Origin of the sequence: Paenibacillus sp. 7516 (genome assembly GCF_002272715.1) — a bacterium.
Taxonomy (GTDB): Bacteria; Bacillota; Bacilli; order Paenibacillales; family Paenibacillaceae; genus Paenibacillus; species Paenibacillus illinoisensis_A.
Genome location: NZ_NPBI01000024.1, coordinates 228,833 through 250,358 on the forward strand (window position 1 = coordinate 228,833; position 21,526 = coordinate 250,358).

Consider the following 21,526-nt stretch of genomic DNA (forward strand, 5'->3'; position numbering starts at 1 on the left):
CATTTTCTCATCAAATTCTAATCTGACTCTCGCTAATCTCTCATACGCACAGGTTATTCTATAACTGTAGACGAGAACGAGAACAATAACGAGGAGATGAAACATGATGATGAACAAACACAAACTATGGATTGGCAGCATTTCGGCAGCAGTACTTCTTGGAGGATCGGCGGTAGCGGCGAGCAGCAGTGTAAACGGACAGTCGGTACAAACCACGCCATCATCGACTTCGCAGTCGGTCACACAGAATCAGAGCAACACTGGCAAATTGCTGACAGGAGCGCAAGCCAAAGCAGCGGCATTAAAAGCGGCTGAGGGTAAAGTGGACGATATCGATCTGGAGCGCAGAAACGGCCAAACGTTCTACGAAGTTGAAATCGACCGCAAAGGAAGCAATGACGTTGTGGTACGACTGGATGCCTACACAGGCAAGATCCTGGCGGTTGTGGATGATGAAGACTATGACGACGATGATGATTATAATTACAATGGCTCTGTTACAAGTACTTCTTCCAACCAGTCTGCTGCAAAACAGGTTAAACTGACCGAAGCACAAGCCTCTGCGATTGCCCTGAAACAGGTGTCAGGTGGAAAAGTAACCGAAATTGAGCTCGACCATGATGACGGACGTTATGTCTATGAGATCGAGATCAGAACCGCGGATGGGGAAGCGGATGTTGATGTGGATGCCAATACAGGTAAAGTGCTGTCCTTTGACCAGGATTTTGACGACGAGGATTAATGAAAGAACGTTAAGACACCCATTAAAATAAATACAAGTTAGCATGCTCTTACATCTTGAGAGAATACCTCTTGAAAGCTGCGTGCTCATAGTAAAGGACGCTTCATATGAAGCGTCCTTTTTGCTGTCTTTTCATCATTATCTTAGAGGTCTGTTGTTAATTATGATGTTCATTTCGGATCACAACATCCTAAACTGTGGTAAACTAGTAGAATTATAGAAATAGACAGAGACAGGAGCTGGATAACGAAGTGAACGAAGAACAAGTACTTTCCATTGAAGGCTTGCGGATGCGTTATAACGGACGTTATGTCCTGAACGGAATTGATCTTGAGGTGAAGCGGGGAGAGATGATCGGGTACATCGGTCCGAATGGAGCTGGCAAAAGCACCACGGTCAAAATTCTGCTGGGACTGGTTGAAGGATATGTGGGTAAGGTTTGCATCTTTGGCAAAGATATCGCAGATGGTGATACGGAATATAAACGCAGAATCGGTTATGTACCTGAAGTTGCAGAGCTGTATGAACAACTGACGCCAGCAGAATACCTGACATTTATTGGGGAACTGTATGGCTTGTCTTATGCGGATGCTGATTACAAGGCGAAGCAGCTGATGGATTGCTTTGGACTCGAGAAATCCTATCATTCCCGCATTGCCTCGTTCTCGAAGGGGATGCGCCAGAAAGTGCTGCTCATCTCAGCATTGCTGCATGATCCGGATCTGCTGTTTTTGGATGAACCGCTCAGTGGACTCGACGCCAATAGCGTGATGGTGGTCAAGGAGATTTTGTCACAGCTGTCGGCCAAAGGGACAACCATCTTCTATTCCTCACACATCATGGACGTGGTCGAGAAGATCAGCAGCCGGATCATTCTCATTGCGGAAGGAAGAGTGATGGCAGACGGGACATTCAGGCAGCTGCAGCAGCAGTCCATGGAAGGCACGCTCGAAGAGGTGTTTAACCAATTAACGGGCTTTAATGAGCATAAGGCGATTGCCGAACGCTTTGTATCGATCGTGCAGGAGGTGTATTGATATGGCGGAATCCTCCGAATTCCGTACGCTGAAGATCCTGGATCATTTTCGCCATATCATTACCAAGACGGGTGCGGATTATGATGTACTGCGGCTTATATTGAGAGTAAAATTTCAAATGGACCAGCGTAGGGTACCGACTGTATTGTCGGCACGCAGCGGTAATAAGGAGCAGAAGGAAGGGAACCTGTACCTTCGGTCCCTCTGGTTGTACGGATTGATGGGTTTGCTTCTGGTGCCATTTGTCGTCTGGGATACGGGTCATTATATGCTCCAGATGGGTCTGGTCAACGCTGTACTGATGTTTATCATCATGACGTCCATGATCTCGGACTTTTCATCTGTGCTGCTGGATATCCGGGATCGGAATATCATTATGACCAAGCCGGTGAATGGCCGTACGATTGGCATGGCCCGGGCCATTCATGCCGGAGTCTATTTGCTGCTGCTGACAGGTTCCCTGACAGCCGTACCACTGGTTGCGGGCTTAATCACACATGGCATCGGATTCTTCCTGTTATTCATCGCGGAACTCATTCTGATCAATATGTTCATTCTGGTCACTACATCTCTAGTTTACCTGTTCATGATGAAGTTTCTGGATGGAGAGAAGCTGAAAGACATGATCAACATGGTACAGATTTTGTTATCCGTTGGAATCGCTGTTGGATATCAGCTGGTGGCACGGTCATTCAGTATCATTGATTTTGACATGGTATTCACGCCAGCCTGGTGGCAGCTCTTACTTCCTCCCGTGTGGTATGCAGCTGTATATGAATGGCTGTTCGGTGGTGGTGGGGATGTATGGCTGTATACCTTCAGCGCGCTGGCTGTTGTTGTTCCAATGATCAGTTTGGTTATCTATGTGAAGCTGATGCCTTCCTTTGAACTGTATTTGGAGAAAATGGCCCATTCCGGATCAACCTCGGGGCGAAGAAAAGGGTCATGGGATCGCACGCTTGCCAGAGCGTTCTGCCGTTCCGGAGAGGAGCAGGCCTGCTTCCGGCTGTCAGCGAGCATGATGCGGAATGAGCGGGAATTCAAGCTGAAGGTATACCCATCCATTGGATTATCCTTTGTCCTGCCTTATGTCTTCTGGTTCACCCAGCTGCAGTCATCCACGTGGGCGGAACTTAGAGAGAGCTCGTTCTTTTATACACTGTACATCATGCTGATTATTATCGTTTCGGTGATCATCATGCTGAAGTATTCGGGCCAATACAAGGCATTTTGGGCCTTCCGGGCCGCGCCGATTGCGAGTGAGAATGTGCTCTATAAGGGTGCACTGAAGGCATTTATGAGCAATATGTTCTTGCCTGTGTTTCTGCTGAATGCCATTGTGTTTGCCTGGACATTTGGTCTGCGCATTCTGCCTGATCTGGCTGTGATCCTGCTGGTGGCTACGGCCCTGATTCCGTTAACAGGCAAATTGTTATTGCGCAAGCCGCCGTTCTCCCTATCCTTTAGTATTGCCCAGCAAAGTGATGGCTGGTTCGTATTCGCGGGATTTCCGGTGATTGCCTTGCTATGGGGGATGCATGTTTTCTTTCGTACGCTGCCAGGAGGCATCTGGATCTTCGGTGGACTTCTGATTGTGGCCAATGTGCTGCTCTGGACCATGTTATACCGTGACAAGCGGGTGCATGCTCAGGCTTGAAGTGAGTGGGGAGTAGACAAGGAACGGAACAACGCACGAAAGTACACCATAAGAACGAAGGCCAACCCGTTCATCTGAACCAGGTTGGCCTTTTGCCTTTGAAGATCATTCGGTAAAGAAAGAGGAGGGCAATTCATGGCTGAGCAAGTCGGGCCTCAGCCATCCGGTCTGCGGCATCGGCAGTGGAGATGCTTGATGCCGCAGCTAGTTGGTAGACCTGGGTGAGTGTATCCGCGATTTCCGCCACCCGCTGGCGGATCTGGTCCGGCCCCTCACCCTCCAGCTCGTAGGCGGTGCTGATGATGCCGCCTGCGTTAAGCACATAGTCAGGCGCGTACAGAATACCCCGCGCCTGCATGCGGCGAACAACCGGCTCCCGGTGGCTGAGCTGGTTGTTCGCTGCCCCGGCAACGATGGAGCAGCGCAGCTCTTCCACTGTTGTCGGGGTCAACACGCCCCCCAGTGCACAGGGGGCGAACACCTTGCAGTCAGCGGCGTGAATATGGGCCGGATCGGCCGGGGTAGCGCCGCTGAACTGCACAAGGGCACGTTGTACACGTTCTGGTACAACGTCTGCCACAATGAGCCGTGCCCCGGCTGCATGCAGGTGGCGGCACAGGGCATGCCCAACCTTGCCCAGTCCCTGGACGGCAACGGGAATGCCCTGAAGAGTAGTGACCCCCTGATGCTGCAGCGAGGTCACAATGCCTGTATACACCCCGTAGGCAGTCATCTCGGCGGTGAAGTCATTTTGTGCCCCCAGTGACCCGGTTGTATCCGTCACATAGGTGGTTTCCAACCGGATCTGGTCCATGTCTGCTGCCGTAGTTCCCAGATCTAGGCCTGTAACATAGCGTCCGTTCAGTCGTTCCAGGAAGCGTCCCAGCGTGCGAAAAATATGCGCACGTTGAGAGACACTCAGGTTCAAGCTGTTATTGCCGGACGGCTCCACTCCCGATACTTGTTCTGCCGCCGGCAGCTCCCAGACCACGGCTTTTCCGCCGCCATACGGCAGGTTGGATACGGCATTTTTGTAAGTCATGCCTTTGGCCAGTTTAATTGCATCGCGAACAGCTTCTTCCTCCGAAGCATAAGACCAGCAGCGGCAGCCTCCCAGCGCTGGCCCAAGGACGGTGCTGTGGATGGCAATGACAGCCCGCAGTCCACTGTGTGGATCATGACAAAATACGAGTTCTTCGAGGCCTTCGCGCTCCATTTCCTGCCATAGCAGCATGGCCCTTCCCCCTTATGTCACCTTGTACCCATCTTGTCGTCTGAGCGTTTGCTCTCCGTTCACTGCTCTTCATTCTATTCGCAAAAACCTGGTTTCGCCCCTGGGTCTTCGGCCGGGTTGATAATCGGGACAAACGGTTCTATAATGGCAATTCCAGCGTGTCATTCGACAAGAAAGCCCCGAGATTTGCTTTCAACCGTTTAAAAGGCTCGCATAATGTCCAATGATGGAGATATGGAAAAACGTACAGGATACGGACCGAAGCCCGGATCGTGGGCCCAACCGTTGTGCATGCCAGGAAAGAGGGATTGCCGTTGCTTAAAATATTGTTGTTTATCTTTTTGATCCAAATCGTGTATGTGTCGGCTTATACGCTTCGGATGATTCTGACACTCAAAGGACAGAAATATATCGCAGCCCTCATCAGCATGGGTGAGATCGTCATTTATGTACTGGGGCTGAATTTGGTCTTGAAGTACCTGACCCAACCGTCTGCATTGATCGTTTATGCCGTAGGCTATGGCCTGGGTGTATTGCTCGGAGCCTGGATTGAAGAAAAGATTGCGCTCGGTTATGTTACGGTTAAAGTCATCTGTAATCAGATGGGCGGGAATGTAGCCAATGCACTGCGAGATAGAGGTTATGGGGTTACGGCCTGGGTAGGCAGTGGACGTGACGGAGATCGTTTGGTCATGGAGATTCTGGCGAAACGGAAAAATCAGAAATTGCTGTACCAGACCATTCTGGAACTGGACCCGAAGGCATTTGTGATTACTGTAGAACCGAAGCAGTTCCATGGCGGATTTTGGACACGTTCCATCAAAAAATAGGATAAAACAGGCATGCCGCGCTGCAGGCCTGTTTTTTTGTGAGCAGTTTCGGTTTCATTGCTTTTCCTTATCCCTGAAGAACTTCCTTAGAAGTTAATTTCGTACGATTGGTGGTTGCCTAGAGTACACTCCTCGCAGCACCCATGCAGCTCCGACAACGATTATCAAGAACCCAAAATAGGGATTATTGTTGTAATCGCTTCCAGGATGTACATTGTGGACATGTCCTTCATGACATGCACTGGCAGGGTTGGACGGACATGCTCATTATAATTCAGGGAGGAATCGTTCTATGAAAAGCAGGATTCGAACATGGTGCAGTGCCGCACTGGCTCTTACATTGGGGCTGACCCTACTGTCTGGCCCAACAAGTGTACAGGCAGCAGGAAACGCAGATTACAATCTTACAGGTTTCTCCCAGGGGAACACGGGCGGGGGTTCCATCAGCGAATCGGATACGTCCAGGTATAAAAAGGTCTATAATGCAGCGGATCTGGCTGCAGCGTTGAAAAAGAACTCCGGTGTCAAAGTCGTCGAGATCATGAACGACCTGAATCTGGGGTGGAACGAAATTCCGAGCGCCGCCCAGACATCCCCTTTTGCGAAGCATAATGATGCACTGACTCACCCCGTACTGAAGCAGACGGGCGTAAGCAAGCTGACGATTGACAGCTTCAATGGACTGACCATTTTCTCAGCTAACGGGGCTAAGATCAAACATGCAGCCATCAGCGTCAAACGCAGCTCCAATGTTATCATTCGTAACCTTGAATTTGACGAGTTATGGGAATGGGATGAAGCAACCAAGGGCGATTATGATAAAAATGACTGGGATTATATCACCCATGAAGAGAACAGTAACGTGTGGATTGACCACTGTACATTCAATAAAGCCTACGACGGGCTTGTGGATTCGAAAAAGGGAACCAGCGGTGTGACCATTTCCTGGTCTCTCTTCAAAGGGGATGACGGCAGCGCGAACAGCTGGGTTACCCAGCAGATCAATGAGCTGGAAGCGAACAAGGCAGCCTATCCGATGTACAACTATCTGCGCAGCAGCGCGGTAGGGCTCAACAAAGCCGATATCATTGCCATTTCGTCCCCTCAGAAAAAAGGACATTTGGTCGGCTCAACGAGCTTCGAATCAGCGAACGCCAATCTGTCCATGACCCTGCACCATAACCTGTATAAGGACATTCAGGATCGCATGCCACGCCTGCGTGGAGGGAATGCACATGCCTATAATATCGTGATGGATGCGACAGGGGCGCGTGCAGCCAAATCCAAAATTACGTCGGCGATGGCTGCTGCGATCTCGTCCAAAGGCTATCATTTTGATATCATCAGCAACGGGGCCATCTCCACAGAGAGCGGGGCGGTGCTGGTGGAGAAATCGGTGATCCAGGACGTGCAGTTCCCGGTTCGGAATAATCAGACGGATCCGGCCGATGCTGCGTATACAGGCAAAATTCGGGTGACGGACACGATATATTCCCTGGATGGAAGCTCATTCCGCGGCAGCAGTGATACTTCAGGCAGTCCGCTCAGCCCGGTACCGGCTGCAGTGAAGAGCTTCTCCTGGAATGGATTTTCGTCCCTTCCTTACAGTTATACTACGGATGATCCGGCGACGCTGAATGCCCGACTGACGGGATCAAGTGGAGCGGGTGCAGGCAAATTAACCTGGTCCAAAGACAATTGGCTGAAGACAAGCTACTAGATAACCCAATGCAGCAGGTAATGTGATGATTGAATGAGGGGTGGGGGGATGCCAACCCGCTCCACCGCATTTTTTATAAACAAAGAGTGCTCCTGCAGCCACCATGGCCGGGAGCACTCTTTTTAAGCAACAGAAGTCCTTAGTTAAACCAATCCATCATCCTGAGAAGCAGGTGCAGCACTCACGGAATCACGATAAATGATGTTGCCCTTCACATGTACGCGTCCGAAGCTGCGGCTTGGGTTATCAATCTTTTTGAGCATGGATTGAACCGCCGTGCGCGCCATCTGTTCCACATCGACTTCAACCGTAGTTAGTTGGGGGTCGGAGAGGGTGGCATAGATATCGTTATCGAAACCAACCACGGAGCATTGTGCGGGCACCTGTATCCCCAAGGAGGTCAGTTTCTGAACGAGTAAATGAGCGACCTGATCGCAGTTACATACAAAAGCCGTCGGCAGCTGCTCGGGCAGATCGATCTCAATGAACGTACCCCGCTCATCCCTGTCGTTAAGCACAAGCTCCTGATTCATCGGCAACCGATGCTCCAGCAATGATTTGTAATATCCAAGGAATCGATCCTGAATGCTGCTTGTAGAATATAGATTCCCGACATAAGCAATACGCCGGTGTCCCTGCTGGACCAGAACGTTGGTCAGCTCGTAAGCAGCGTAAAAGTTATCGGTAACGACAGAATCGATATCCGCATGCTCGTCGTAGAAATCAAGAAACATTTTGGGAACGTCCATCGACTGCACCAGTTCGATATACTCTTTGCTGATCTGCCCAAGCACAATGAAACCATCCACTTTGCTGTCGCTGTATAGTTTGGGCAGTGTTAAATCCTCTTCGTCCTGACCATTCAGAATGTGCAGAATACCATAGTATCCTTGGTCCTCCAAATGCTTGGTGATGCGCTGGAATACGCGTACGTAGAACGATTGGGTAGGTCCGGTAAAACGCTCCGGGATAATAACACCTATATTATGAGTCAAGCCTTCCTTCATCGAGCGGGCTGCGGCATTATACCGATAGCCCATCTGAACGGCAAGCACTTTGATTTTTTCCTTCAATTCGCCACTGACGCCATCTTTATCATTCAATGCTTTCGAGACCGTCACACTGCTAACTCCGAGCTTATCGGCGATATCCCGCATGGTGATATTGTTCTTCAGCTTTGGTCGCCTCCTTCAAGCCGGTTTACATACAATGTGCTGTCATTATGATTAGCGCTTACTTAAACATAATAACCACCCATATCAGTATACATCGTTACCCACATGGAATAAAGAAATTCTGGCAGGATCTGCGCTAATTTTTCAGCATCTTGCGTTTTTGGGTTGAAGGCTGGTCTTCATATTAAACCGATTGTTTTTGCAAAAGTTCCAAGTTCCGTTCGATCAGATCACCACGCTGGCTGGCACAATCCAGGGAACGATACGGATCGGCCGGGGTGTTGAAGGTGTAATCAACCAGTTTATCCAGCGTCGTGGTGGCCACATGACAGCGGGTATCGCTGGATGCGTAATAAATGAAGACTTTACCCTGTTCATTAACCACCGCACCGTTGCAAAAAATAACATTGGATACATCGCCTACACGCTCGTCGTCATAAGGTGCAATGAAATGCCCGCCCGGCTTGGCGATGATTCGTGCCGGATCATTCAGATCCGTGGCGAATGTGTACAGTACATAACGCAGACCCGCCGCCGTGTTGCGTACCCCGTGCGCAATGTGAATCCAGCCGCGATCTGTCTTGAGCGGGGCAGGTCCCTGGCCGTTTTTCACTTCGTATACCGTATGATATTTGCGTTCATCGATGATGGTTTCCTTGGCAATAACCGGATTCAGAATATCATCACATAGCCCAAAGGCGATTCCGCCGCCGCTGCCGGTGGAGATGAATCCGTCCTGTGGGCGAGTGTAAAATGCATATTTGCCATCGACAAACTCCGGGTGCAGAACCACATTCCGCTGTTGTGGTGAGCCTGTCGTAATGTTGGGCAGTCGCTCCCAGCTAACCAGATCGCGTGTGCGCACAAGACCTGCCTGTGCCACCGCGCTGGACGTATCAAATGCCGGAGCTTCGGGGTCTTTGCGCTCAGAGCAGTATATTCCGTAGATCCAGCCATCTTCATGCTGAACGAGTCGCATATCATACTGGTTGGTCTCTTCTGCATCGATGTCTTCCCACACTAATGGCTTGCCCGTGAAGCGAAATCCGTCGATGCCGTTGTCGCTCTCAGCGAGAGCAAAGATCGATTTGCGGTCCAACCCTTCGGTTCGGATGACCATCACGTATTTGCCATTGAAGTAGATGGCCCCCGGATTAAGCGTAGCGTTAATACCCAGACGCTCCATGAAATGGGGGTTGGTCGTATCGTCCAGATCGAATCTCCAGTGGAGCGGCACGTGATGGCGAGTAAACACCGGATAACGATACCGATCATATACACCGTTGTAGAATGCAGGATCAATCTCATTTTGGCGTGTAAGCAGCTGCTCCTGTTGCTCCAGTAACTCCTTATACTTTGGGTGTATCATCGTTATCCCATCCTCTCAATTAGTTCAATACAAAACCTGCTATTGTGATACGGGCATTTCCATGGTCCGGCAATTTCACTCTGATCCGGAACGCCGTCTCCGTCTACCGACCAGTACCATTCCCCGCCAGCACGGCGATCGATAATATGTTCCGTCGTATATGCCCACAAGCGGTTCACTCTCTCCAGAAACATAGTGTCGCCAGTACGCTGATAGGCGTTATAGAAGCCGACCATTGCCTCTGCCTGCACCCACCATATCCGTTTCTCATCCACATGAGTTCCCTCTTGTTCGTTCATCAGAGAGCCGTCGGCCTGTACAGCCACTTTGGAGATGTTATAGGCAATATCCGTCACCATCGCGGAGTACTCCGGATGTTGATCCAGCCCCAGCACTCTCAACGCGTCGTCAATTAGCCAGCTGGCTTCAATGTCATGCCCGAAGGATTGCAGATCGATAATGGATTCCCATGCCTTGTTGAAAAAGACCCCGAGAAACTTCGTGTTCTTGTCATACACCCGTTCATACAAGATGCCGAGCAGGCGTTCTAGCGCCGCTCTCACCTGCTGAACCGGCCATACTCGGTAGAGGGTGGTGTAGGCCTCCAGCACATGGATATGTGTATTCATCGTATAATCCGCAATCACACCGTTCTCGCTCAGCATTTCATTCGGCTGTTCATTCCAGAAGCGGTCGAATTGTTCCTTATACGCAGGTAATTCTGCATTCAGGCCTTTATCCTCAATCAGAGCAAAAAGCGTTTTTGCAAGTTCCAAAGCAGAGGCATCCCCAGTAGCACGGTAGTACTCGCTCAGTGAATACACCCCGAAGGATTGCGTATACACATGTTTACTTGTATCGAGTGGAGCTCCCTCGGCATCCACCATCCAATACATGCCGCCATATTCCGTATCAAGGACATGGTCCGCCAGAAAACGGTAGGCGTGTTCTGCGTGATCACGCCAGATTTTATTTCCGGTTACCCGGTAAGCTGCTGCAAAAGACCACAGCTGTCGTGCCGTGGCGATTCCGCCTTTGGGAGCGAGAGGGTCGACCTGAAGATCATTGGCAACCCAACCATAGAATCCTCCGTGGGTATTGTCCTTGAGGGCAGACCAAAATGGCAAAATATGTCCTTCCCAGTGTTCTTTTATTTCAGTCCGGATGTCACTGCTGTTCGTCATAAGTAAGCGCCCCTTCGAATTACAGGATCAAGTTTAAGTTAAGTTATCGGTAACTTTATTTAATAATATTAGATTCGGATATAGACGTTGTCAACGAATCGTTTGAGAAAAAACTTTTGTTAAGTAATAAATAATTTAATTGACAGGTAAGCGTTACCATAATAAAATCCATTTTGTAACCTTAACGATAACTTAAATTAACTTAGCAAAGGGGTCGAATCGATTGAAGAAAAACAAAGGCTGGATGCTTCTGCTTACCATGCTGCTCATTACTTCGCTACTCGCAGCTTGTTCTTCCGGAGGCGAATCTTCACAGGCAGGGGAGGAAATCAGCACAGATCCTGCGGATATCAAAGGTGAAATTACCGTTTTGACACAGCGTACGGATATTGTGGATACCGTGTTCAAGGATTACGCAGCAGCATTTAACAAGGAGTATCCGGATGTCAAAGTTAACTTCCAGTCACTGGCCGATTATGAGGGCCAAGTGAAAATCCGGATGAGTACCAAAGACTATGGTGACGTGCTGATGATTCCGACCAGCGTACCTATCGCCGATATCCCGGACTTTTTTGAACCGCTGGGTACGTATGACGAGTTGAAAGACAAGTACACAGGGATTGAAGAACGTATGGTTGATGGCCAGGTATATGGTATCCCTACCGTCATCACATTCTCTGGAATTATCTATAACAAGCAGGTATTCAAGGATGCCGGCATTACAGAAGTGCCCAAGACACCTGAGCAGTTCCAGGCAGCTCTCCAACTTGTGAAAGACAATACGGATGCAATTCCTCTGTACACCAACTATGCGTCCGGTTGGGCTTTGACGCAGTGGGAATCCGATCTGGCGACGGTTGCAGGCAGCGTGGACTACGTTAACATTGATCAGCCGAATACGGATGAGAACTTTGTGGCCGGCAAGCCGCATTATGAATTGTACAAAGTGCTGTACGACGCTGCTAAGAATGGCCTGATCGAGAAGGATCCAACCACAACCGATTGGGAAAGCTCCAAGGCTGACCTTGCGAACGGCAAAATTGCAACGATGGCACTTGGATCATGGGCGATTACGCAAATCCAGGGCTTGACGGATACACCGGATAATATCGGATTCTTGCCATTCCCTACAAATGCAAGTGAGGTCGTCGTTCCGCTCGCCGCAGACTATAACATCGGCATGAACGTGAATAGCGAGAACAAGCCTGCTGCGAAAGCATGGATCGACTGGTTCCTCGCGAAATCCAACTATGCAGTTGAGCAGGGCGGAGGCATGAGCGCAGACAAAAATGCGGAGCTGCCACCCATTTTGGATCAATACAAGGACGTTACATTCTCCACATTAACCCCTGCCAAAGAAGGACAGGAAGGCTTGGTTGATAAAATCGACAATGAAGGTGAGATCGGCCTCTGGCAGCCGGACTTCAAAAAACGCATTATTGAAGCAGCCATCGGTAACCGCAGCGAATCGTATGACGACATCATGAAGGATCTGAATGACAAATGGGTGAAAGCGCGGGCAGAACTCACGAAGTAAGCAGTTTACAGCAGATGCATCGTTGTCACTGCAATACGTACGTCTGACCACCGTTGACATACAGCGAGGCATCGCACACGGACTGAAGGAAGAAGGGTTTCCCTTTTCATCAAGGCATTTTGCATCTGTTTAACGGATGTGAAATGCCATCTTCAGTAGTGTATTTATCAGCGTAATGGGCGGGAGTCTTTCGATATAAAAGCGGCAGAACCGCTTGGAGGTGTGGAGAGCATGAAATACTTAAAGATTTCGAATTGGGGTTATTCAGCGCAGCGCATATTTATCATCTGTGCCTTCTCAATTATTCCGTTGGCACTGCTGTTCACGTTTGCTTATTTACCTGTCATTAACATGTTCAAATACAGCTTCACCGACTGGAACGGGTACAGCAAAAGATTCGACTATGTTGGGTTTGAGAACTACACGCGGATCTTCAGTGACCCTGAATATTTCAAAGTGTTTATTGTCAGTCTCTACTATTTTGCTGCCACGTTCATACAGATGGGCCTGGCCCTATACTTTGCAACAATCCTGAGTTTCAAAATTCGAGGCAAAAACTTTTTCAAAGGGATATTGTTCTTCCCCTATCTGCTGAATGGCGTAGCGATCGGATTTATCTTCCTCTTTTTCTTCAAACCGGACGGTACCCTCGATACCCTCATGCAGGCGGTTGGACTTGGGCAGTATACCCAGCTCTGGCTGGGGAATCCGAACATTATTAACGTGTCACTCGCAGGTGCATCCGTATGGAGATACATGGGCTTCAACTTCATCATCTTCCTGGGTGCGATCTCTTCCATTCAAAAGGATGTCTATGAAGCTTCGGATATTGACGGGGCCAATCGCTGGCAGCAGTTCCGCCATATCATCCTGCCGAGTATTACACGTATCCTGCAGCTCAACCTGATCTTGGCGATTAGCGGCGCAATCAGTGCGTTCGATATTCCATACATTATGACCGACGGCTCCAACGGAAGTGAGACCTTTGTCATCCAGACCGTCCACTTGGCATTTAAGTACGGCAAACTGGGCTTGGCATCGGCAATGGCTGTTGTGCTGCTGTTCATCGTCATTCTCGTTACGCTCGTTCAGCGTGTGACCATGAAAGGGGAGGAATGAACGTGCATCAACTCAAATACACCCTTGCGAGCCTATTCAAATATGCCTCACTTATTCTTGCCGCGTTCATTGCGCTTGTACCCATCGTTGTGGTGTTGTTTGCATCGCTTAAGACCAACGCCGAATATGCAACGAGCAGTCCGCTTGCCCCGCCAGCCAACTGGCTGAACTTTGCGAACTATACCAAGGCTTTTGTGGACGGCAACATGCTGGTTGGTTTCAAAAATACGATTATTATCCTGATCATTTCCATCGTGGGTGCGACTTTAACGGGCTCCATGATCGCTTACGTGCTGGATCGATTCAAGTTTAAAGGTAAAAAAATCATGGTTGCTGCGTTCCTGCTCGCTACCCTGATTCCGAGTGTCACGACACAGGTAGCCACATTCCAGATTATTAACGCCCTGGATCTGTTCAACACCCGCTGGGCAGCCATTGTAATGTATCTGGGGACAGATATCATTGCCGTGTATATTTTCCTCCAGTTCCTGGGTTCCATCTCCAATGCACTCGATGAATCCGCCATGCTGGATGGGGCCTCCTACTTCACAATCTACTGGAAAATTATTTTGCCCTTGCTGAAACCGGCGATTGTTACGGTCATTATCGTAAAAGGGGTCAACATCTACAACGATTTCTACACACCGTTTCTATACATGCCAAAGACCGATTTGCAGGTCATATCTACTGCCTTGTTCAAATTCAAGGGGCCATTCGGTTCCCAGTGGGAGGTTATCAGTGCAGGCATTATGATTGCCATCATTCCAACGATGATCATCTTCCTGCTATTACAGAAGTACATTTACAACGGCTTCGCACAAGGCTCTGTGAAATAAGAGGCGAAGGTTGCATGAAATGGATATGAACATGCACAGGAACGGAGAGGGCAGTAAAAACCTGGAGAAACATAGTCGCCTTTATCACCGAAGGGAGAAATGAAACGATGACAGTTGTTAAACCGAAAAACGTACACATTGTTGGAGATGCCTTACCCAATATGCCTTGGGAGGATAAACCGGAGGGGACAGAAGGGCCCGTCTGGAGACATTCAGCCAATCCGGTCGTGCCGCGTAACCCGGTCAAAGGAGTTGCCCGTATTTTTAACAGTGCCGTTGTTCCTTATGAAGGAAAGTTCATTGGTGTGTTCCGCGCCGAAACGATTAATGGCCGTCCGCACCTGCATATGGGTTCGAGTGAAGACGGTCTTACATGGACCATTGAAGAGGAGCGCATTCCTTTTGTGGATGAGAATGGTGATCCCTTTATGCCGAACTATGCGTACGACCCGCGTCTGGTGAAGGTGGAAGACACGTATTATATCATCTGGTGTACTGATTTCTACGGTGCAGCGCTGGGCTTGGCCCAAACGGATGATTTCAAAACGTTTGTGCGCCTTGAAAACCCGATGCTGCCGTTCAACCGCAATGGTGTGTTGTTTCCACGCAAAATCAATGATAACTATGTCATGCTGTCCAGACCGAGTGACAGCGGCCACACACCATTTGGCGACATTTTCCTGAGTGAAAGTCCGGATCTTGTGTACTGGGGCAAGCATCGCCATGTCATGAGCAAAGGCGGTCAGGGCTGGTGGCAATCGGTCAAGATTGGCGGCGGTCCTGCTCCGATTGAAACATCTGAAGGCTGGCTGATGTTCTACCATGGTGTCACCGGAACGTGCAACGGTTTTGTATACAGCATGGGTGCAGTCATTCTGGATCTGGATGAGCCATCGAGAGTAAAATATCGTTCCTCCAATTTCGTGCTGACGCCTGAGAAATGGTATGAGGAGCAAGGCTTTGTGGACAATGTCATCTTCCCATGCGCCACACTGCATGATGCGGAGACAGGACAGATCGCCATCTATTATGGAGCTGCGGATACGTATGTTGGCGTGGCGTATACCACCGTGGAAGAGATCGTAAATTACGTCATTGAGACGGACGAAGTTATCGCGGGAGACCGTGAGGAAGGCAAGCTGTAATTGAACATTTCTATAGATTGAAAGGGGTTCTACAAGGCAATGCATATGGAGTACATTAAGGGATTTACATTTGGCTGGATGAGCGGCAGAGGGGAATTCCGTAAACCGGAAGCCAAAGAGTCTCTGCGCCTGATGGCTGAACGAACGGGCAGTTCACATGTCATCTTTGCGCTGGCGGCACTCCAAGACCACCCGCAGGCGGTGGAAGTGAAGTATCGGGGAGAGCATATGGTGGAGGATGACGAATTGCTGGACATGATTCGTTACGCCCGCACCCTTGGGCTGCGCGTGATTTTGAAACCAACCGTTAATTGCACCGATGGCACGTGGCGCGCACACATTAACTTTTTTGATATTGATGTGCCGTGTGAGCCGAAGTGGAAGGACTGGTTCCGCAGTTATGCCGCTTATCAGAAGCACTATGCAGCCATTGCGGAGCAGGAGAATTGCGAGATGTTTATCGTTGGCTGCGAGATGGTACAGTCCGAACGTCGTAGTGCGGAATGGCGCGAGGTGATTGCGGCTGTACGTAAGGTGTACTCCGGACTTGTGTCATACAATACGGACAAGTATCAGGAAGGTCATGTGACATGGTGGGATGCAGTGGATGTGATCTCATCGAGCGGATATTATCCCATCGGAGACTGGGAAGCGCAGCTGGACCGTATTGAACAGGAGATTGCACCCTACAAGAAACCCTTTTTCTTCGCTGAAGCAGGCTGTCCCAGCCGCAGTGGATCGGCACAGGTGCCGAACGATTGGGGGCTTGAGGGCGAAGTGAGTGCCGAAGAACAGGAGCGTTTCTACGAAGCCATGTTCCGGCATGCCAGCCAGCGGGAATGGGTACGCGGATTCGGTCTATGGGACTGGAGTGCGAACCTATATCAGGAAAAGAATGCCCTGACCGATGATGGTTACGGCGTGTATGGTAAACCGGCGGAGCGTGTTATTCGTCGTTTCTATGAAAGGTTGTCGGTCGAAGTTTAGCATCTCTGGCTATAGGAATTCCGAACAGCAACATTGATGATGAAGCAGAGCGAGCAATGACGAAGAAGACGGCGTACATGCAGATAATCGTGGATTATCCTCATGTGCGTCTTTTTTTGTTTTCCTTGGGCGAGAGTACTTCGTTTCACGCTTGCGGGCATGTGCGCAGCAACGTATGATGGATAGAACATATCAATGAGCAGGTACGGAAAGACGAATGGACGGTGTTGATCATGAACAAACATGCACATGGCTGGGTCACGGCTGAAGGGACCCTGAACGAACAGGCTATAACCAGCCGGGAACCGCTCTATAAGGGCATGAACGCCAGGTATGTGGAGCGATTTACGGTCCACAGCGGAGAGAGTTACATTTTCAAACCACTCACGAATCTGGGGCAGCATGGGCGTGAACGGTGGATATCCATGCATGTACTGTCCTTACTGCCCTCCATCTACCCGAAGCTAATAGATTCCTCAGACGAAGCCATTGCTCCGGAACAGAGCTGGCTGATCTACGAGGACCTTGGGCCGCTTGTGCATGATTTGCAGGAAGATACATTGCTGTCTGCAGCTGTACATATGGCGGAATGGCACACGCTCTGGGCACCCCAATGGGACGAGCTGCCCCGTGTGGGCCAGAAGCCGTCCATTGGGAACATGCTGCAGGAACTCCGGGATGCCCAGGAATCAACGGATGAATTGCTGTCCAAGCTGGGAGTGACGCTCAATGCATCCGATTGGGACGAGATCAGGGCGCTTATTCAAACAGCTGACAAAAAACTTCCGCTTGTCCTGTGTCACGGGGATCTGCATCCCGGCAATATGGCCGATGTGAATGGCAGACTTGTCATTATCGATTGGGAACATGCCCATCTGAATACGCCCCTCTGGGATGTATATCATCTGGTGGATCTGTCTCATCCGCTGTTTCCGAGACATGTTACACCACAGCTTCGGGAGCGGATCATTCAGACGTATCTGGACGAGCTGGAGCAGCGCGGGCAGCGGACCGAGAGAATTTCTTTTCGAAGATGGTATGCCGCGTATGCCGTTGTATTCTCGCTCTGGATGCTGCGCTTGATTGATTCGGATCTGCAGAAGGCAGACTGCGTATGGCCGGAGGAGCAGCTGCGCAATCAATGGAATGAGACGGCAACCACGCTGGAACAGTGCATGAACCAGCTATTTACCGAATAGACATGAGGGGGCAGAACATGCGTAAAGTAGGACTCGTTATGCGCAAAATTCAATTCACCGAGGCGCAGGGACCACGCGTATTTGCTGATCGGCTGAAGCAGATCGGTCTGGAGCTTGGGGTAGATATTGTGTTTATATCGCCGGAGCGCCATGTGAGCGGGTATGACTGGCTGCCCGGTTATGAACACGAGAAGGGGGATCTGGTGAACTACGATATCGTGCTGGACCAGATTTATAGCCAAAATATAGAGCATGTCATCTACACGGTATCCGGGTTTACATTTTTGAAGATGTTTTTGCCCAAAAGTGTGCTGTTTCCGCACAGCTTCCCTGACCCGGCACTGACAGGGTATGAGATGATGAAGCCATTCTATAGCATGGTGGATAAAGCCATTGTGCAGACGGAGTTTTTGAAAACAGAACTCGGACGCAACTTCGGCGTACATGACGTGAGCGTGATTCCGATCGGCTTCAATGAGGAGCTGGCACACCGCCATTATGACCCAAGTCAGGTCGTGCACAACCGCGTGCTCTGGATCGGCCGGGATGAAGCGAATCGTCGCCCGGATCTGGTGCTGGAATATGCCCGGCAGAACCCGGACAAGGACGTGTACATGGTATTTGGCGGATGGCGTTATGAGGAGAGCATGAAGAAGTATGACATACCGGACAATGTGAAACTTCAGTTTGCATTGACCCAGGATGAAGTCTTTACTCTGATGAACTCTGCCAAGGTATATTGGAGCTGCTCTGCGTTTGATACATTTGCGATGCCCCTGACGGAAGCGATGGCTATGGGCAAAATGATCGTGAAGCCTGAGCATGCGTGCTACGGCCATATTCGTTCTACACATGCCTTTGCAGGCAATGAGGATAACTGGTTTGAGCTGGTGAATATGGCTGCTGCTGCACCGCGCAATGTATCGGAGGACAACCGTGAGTATGCGTTTGGAGCCTTTTCGCGCACAATTATGAAGGAAGGGTACCGGACGTTTTTTGCAGATTGGTTGAAATAAGCTGATGAGTAGCAAACTCCAACTGTGAGGAGAGGATTTTGTGGATATCGTTATTCTTTGGACGCTTGGCATGTGGGCAGTACAGCTGTTAATGGAATGGCTTGTGTACCGGATCCAGGGCCGCCGAATGACATGGGTTCAGTCCATCCTGCCTTGTGTGACTTTGCTCGGAGGGGCTATTGTAATCATGATCAGCATCGATATTGGTGGATGGAACGGTATCGGATATGCACTGCTTGGTGCAGCTCTGGGTACATCGGGCTTATTGACGTTGATCACGGTCGCCATTACGGCTCTGGTGCTGCAGCGTCGGAGAAGGAAATGATCAGGTCTTGGGGAAAAGAGCCACGGAATTGATGCTAGGCGCATGACATGGTTGCAGAGATGCAATCGTCTGTGATATATTGGCATTAATTATGACAAGGGAGGTGAAGACAGGTGAATCACGAGATGCTTAACAACCGTATTAGCCAGCTGCCGATTGCTATGGCTGGCATTGTTCACACTTTTCGCTACAACGGGAGAAGTCTGTCCAATTTTGAATATACGGAAGTTAACCATTGCGAGAAGATGCCTGCCTTAACCTCATTCGGACGATAAGCGATTAAGCTTGAATTCTGAAGGGCCGCGGAGCTAACCTCTGCGGCTCTTTTTGTGTTGCAGTCAGGATCTTCCATACCATAGGAGGAACCTTATTATGATGATTATTAGCGCGCAACAACTGACTAAATACCACGGAGCACATCTGGTGCTGGACGGCATAACTTTTGAAATTATGGAAGGGGACAAAGTCGCCCTTATCGGCCGCAACGGAAGCGGCAAAACGACACTGATGCGCCTGATGGCCCGGCTGAATCAGCCGGACGAAGGGCAATTGATGATCAAAAAGGATACACGGATCGGTTATGTAGCCCAGGTACCGGAAGGACTGGATGATTATACCGTACTGGACGTGCTGGCTCTGGGATTCAAAGCACTTATGGAGTGCCGCAGCCGGATGAAGGAAATGGAGCAGCAGATGTCTGACCCGGACTATGCAGCAGATCCAGACCAATTGGAACGTTTGCTGAAACGATATGCCGCACTGCAGGAACAGTTTGAACGTGAGGGCGGGTATGAGATGGACGCACGGATTGATCAGGTGGCGGAAGGACTGGATATTGCCAAAGCACACTATGGCTGGAGGTTCGGCTCCCTCTCCGGAGGAGAGCAGACCCGCGTCGTGCTTGCTTCACAGCTGATCGTCCGTCCCGATCTGTTGCTGCTGGATGAGCCAACCAATCACCTTGATTTGGAGCGGGTGGAATGGCTGGAAGGCTATCTTCGGGAGTACACAGGCACGATCGTGCTGATCTCCCATGACCGTTATTTTCTGGACCGGGTGGTGACCCGAACACTGGAGCTGGAGGATGGCGAAGCGCAAACGTCAGCAGGCGGCTATACGGAATACATGAAGGTGAAGGAACAACGGCTGCTGCAGCAATTTGAGGAGTTCAAGGAGCAGCAGAAGGTCATGAAGAAAATGAAGGAAACGATCCGTCAGTTGGAGGAATGGGGACGCATTGGCGGGAACGAGAAGTTCTTCCGGCGGGCCGCTTCGATGCGGAAGGCACTGGAGCGGATGGAGCAGGTGAAGCGGCCCGTGCTGGAGCGGCGCAATGCTGATTTCGATGTGCGTCCTACAGACCGCACGGGCCGCCGCGTAGCGGTAATTGATCAGGTGGAGAAGGCTTACGGAAAACGTCCGATTCTGCGCGGCGTTTCAGCGCTGCTGGAGTTCGGAGACAAGGTTGCCCTGATTGGCCGTAATGGCTCAGGCAAGACCACATTGTTCAAGCTGCTGCTGGGAGAAGAGCAGGCTACTTCCGGTCAGCTTGAATGGGGAGCAAGGGTGGATGTTGGTTATCTGGCACAGCAGGAGGAGCCTTCCAATCCGAAGCTGAGCGTGCTTGAACATTTCCGCCTGGAGGCAGGTGTGGAAGAAGGCGAAGCACGTGGTATTCTGGCAAGGTATCTGTTCTATGGGGCAGATGTATTCCGCTCGGTTGGGCAGTTATCTGGTGGGGAGTGGACCCGTCTACGGTTATCCCTGCTGGTGCATCGCAAGCCGAACGTACTGCTGCTGGATGAGCCAACCAACCACCTGGACATTGCTTCAAGAGAAGCACTGGAAGAATCCTTGGTTGACTTTGAAGGCACGGTGCTTGCCATCTCTCATGATCGCTACTTCGTGAACCGTATGGCTTCACGTGTCTGGGAGCTGGAGAATGGTGAGATGACCACCTACCTCGGGGATTATGAAGCCTATCGGGAGAAAAAGCTTGAACTGCAAATGCGAGCAGGTGAAGCGGCCCAGCATACCGTTCCGATTCCGACTCTTCCTCGTGAGCGTGCCGAATCTAAGGAACAACGTAATTCTCGCCAAGGAGAGAATGGAGCGGGGAAACGACGGTCAGCCGAGCAGTTGGAACAGAAGCTGGCTCGTCTGGAGGCACAGATTCAGCAGCTCGACCACCAGCTTGAAGTGCAGGCAAGCTCTGCGGAACTGGAACAACTGTGGAATGAGCGTGAGCAGCTGTCGGGTGAATACAACGAGTTATTGGCCCAATGGGCTGAATTATGATCGTTCGTCAAAGCAAGGACGAACATGAAAGGTCGGAGAATGGTCTCCGGCCTTTTTGTTTTCATGATGGTGAATACAGTCATCCTGCACTGCAATAGGCTTCAAAAGGTGCATTG

19 protein-coding genes are annotated in these 21,526 nt (G+C 50.2%); 15 read left to right on the forward strand and 4 right to left on the reverse strand.

Going from position 1 to position 21,526, the window contains the following annotated elements; all coding sequences use genetic code 11:
• Positions 1–106 precede the first annotated feature (106 nt).
• From CHI14_RS20635 to CHI14_RS20645, 3 genes are all read left to right on the forward strand, one after another.
• Positions 107–742 carry a PepSY domain-containing protein gene (locus CHI14_RS20635; RefSeq protein ID WP_170948207.1) on the forward strand — a complete coding sequence of 212 codons (636 nt, stop codon included), beginning with the start codon at positions 107–109 and terminating at the stop codon, positions 740–742.
• Between the two features lie 251 nt (positions 743–993).
• On the forward strand, positions 994–1,779 hold the full coding sequence (locus CHI14_RS20640) for an ABC transporter ATP-binding protein (RefSeq protein ID WP_095290845.1): 786 nt from the start codon (positions 994–996) through the stop codon (positions 1,777–1,779).
• Position 1,780: 1 nt separating this feature from the next.
• Positions 1,781–3,436 carry a hypothetical protein gene (locus CHI14_RS20645; RefSeq protein ID WP_095290846.1) on the forward strand — a complete coding sequence of 552 codons (1,656 nt, stop codon included), beginning with the start codon at positions 1,781–1,783 and terminating at the stop codon, positions 3,434–3,436.
• A gap of 133 nt (positions 3,437–3,569) precedes the next feature.
• On the opposite strand, the gene CHI14_RS20650 is transcribed toward CHI14_RS20645, so the two are convergent.
• Positions 3,570–4,670: a Leu/Phe/Val dehydrogenase gene (locus CHI14_RS20650; RefSeq protein WP_095290848.1), complete on the reverse strand. Its 1,101-nt coding sequence runs from the start codon at positions 4,668–4,670 to the stop codon at positions 3,570–3,572.
• A 314-nt stretch (positions 4,671–4,984) separates the two neighbouring features.
• On the opposite strand from CHI14_RS20650, the gene CHI14_RS20655 reads away from it, so the two are divergent.
• Entirely contained in the window at positions 4,985–5,500 is a 516-nt protein-coding gene (locus CHI14_RS20655; RefSeq protein WP_095290851.1) for a DUF2179 domain-containing protein, read from the forward strand.
• Positions 5,501–5,792: 292 nt separating this feature from the next.
• The gene (locus CHI14_RS20660) at positions 5,793–7,220 is read left to right on the forward strand and encodes a pectate lyase family protein (RefSeq protein WP_095290853.1); all 1,428 of its coding nucleotides are present in this window, start codon (positions 5,793–5,795) and stop codon (positions 7,218–7,220) included.
• A 143-nt stretch (positions 7,221–7,363) separates the two neighbouring features.
• Here CHI14_RS20660 and CHI14_RS20665 read toward each other — a convergent pair whose 3' ends face one another.
• The 3 genes from CHI14_RS20665 to CHI14_RS20675 all read right to left on the reverse strand — a co-directional run bounded on the left by CHI14_RS20665 (position 7,364) and on the right by CHI14_RS20675 (position 10,948).
• Positions 7,364–8,377 (reverse strand): substrate-binding domain-containing protein, encoded by a 1,014-nt coding sequence (locus CHI14_RS20665; RefSeq protein WP_095290855.1) that lies wholly within the window; start codon positions 8,375–8,377, stop codon positions 7,364–7,366.
• Between the two features lie 202 nt (positions 8,378–8,579).
• The gene (locus CHI14_RS20670) at positions 8,580–9,764 is read right to left on the reverse strand and encodes a glycoside hydrolase family 130 protein (RefSeq protein ID WP_095290857.1); all 1,185 of its coding nucleotides are present in this window, start codon (positions 9,762–9,764) and stop codon (positions 8,580–8,582) included.
• A gap of 2 nt (positions 9,765–9,766) precedes the next feature.
• Positions 9,767–10,948, reverse strand: coding sequence for an AGE family epimerase/isomerase (locus CHI14_RS20675; protein WP_095290859.1), 1,182 nt, complete (start codon positions 10,946–10,948; stop codon positions 9,767–9,769).
• 223 nt (positions 10,949–11,171) lie between these two features.
• Here CHI14_RS20675 and CHI14_RS20680 point away from each other — a divergent pair, with 223 nt between their 5' ends.
• From CHI14_RS20680 to abc-f, 10 genes are all read left to right on the forward strand, one after another.
• Positions 11,172–12,485, forward strand: coding sequence for an ABC transporter substrate-binding protein (locus CHI14_RS20680; RefSeq protein WP_095290861.1), 1,314 nt, complete (start codon positions 11,172–11,174; stop codon positions 12,483–12,485).
• A gap of 231 nt (positions 12,486–12,716) precedes the next feature.
• Positions 12,717–13,604, forward strand: a complete 888-nt coding sequence (locus CHI14_RS20685) for a carbohydrate ABC transporter permease (RefSeq protein WP_095290862.1) — start codon at positions 12,717–12,719, stop codon at positions 13,602–13,604.
• Positions 13,601–14,440, forward strand: a complete 840-nt coding sequence (locus CHI14_RS20690; protein WP_227779688.1) for a carbohydrate ABC transporter permease — start codon at positions 13,601–13,603, stop codon at positions 14,438–14,440. Before CHI14_RS20685 ends, CHI14_RS20690 begins: the two co-directional genes overlap by 4 nt.
• A gap of 107 nt (positions 14,441–14,547) precedes the next feature.
• On the forward strand, positions 14,548–15,585 hold the full coding sequence (locus CHI14_RS20695; RefSeq protein WP_095290866.1) for a glycoside hydrolase family 130 protein: 1,038 nt from the start codon (positions 14,548–14,550) through the stop codon (positions 15,583–15,585).
• 45 nt (positions 15,586–15,630) lie between these two features.
• Complete coding sequence (locus CHI14_RS20700) at positions 15,631–16,572, forward strand: glycoside hydrolase family 113 (RefSeq protein ID WP_095291261.1); 942 nt, start codon at positions 15,631–15,633, stop codon at positions 16,570–16,572.
• A gap of 233 nt (positions 16,573–16,805) precedes the next feature.
• Positions 16,806–17,771, forward strand: coding sequence for a phosphotransferase family protein (locus CHI14_RS20705; RefSeq protein WP_141236715.1), 966 nt, complete (start codon positions 16,806–16,808; stop codon positions 17,769–17,771).
• 17 nt (positions 17,772–17,788) lie between these two features.
• A complete protein-coding gene (locus CHI14_RS20710) occupies positions 17,789–18,787 on the forward strand; it encodes a glycosyltransferase (protein ID WP_095290870.1) in 999 nt (332 codons plus the stop codon).
• Between the two features lie 40 nt (positions 18,788–18,827).
• Complete coding sequence (locus CHI14_RS20715) at positions 18,828–19,112, forward strand: hypothetical protein (protein WP_095290871.1); 285 nt, start codon at positions 18,828–18,830, stop codon at positions 19,110–19,112.
• Between the two features lie 113 nt (positions 19,113–19,225).
• Complete coding sequence (locus CHI14_RS30150; protein ID WP_170948208.1) at positions 19,226–19,387, forward strand: hypothetical protein; 162 nt, start codon at positions 19,226–19,228, stop codon at positions 19,385–19,387.
• A gap of 97 nt (positions 19,388–19,484) precedes the next feature.
• Positions 19,485–21,410, forward strand: coding sequence for a ribosomal protection-like ABC-F family protein (gene abc-f / locus CHI14_RS20720; protein WP_095290872.1), 1,926 nt, complete (start codon positions 19,485–19,487; stop codon positions 21,408–21,410).
• Positions 21,411–21,526: the final 116 nt, after the last annotated feature.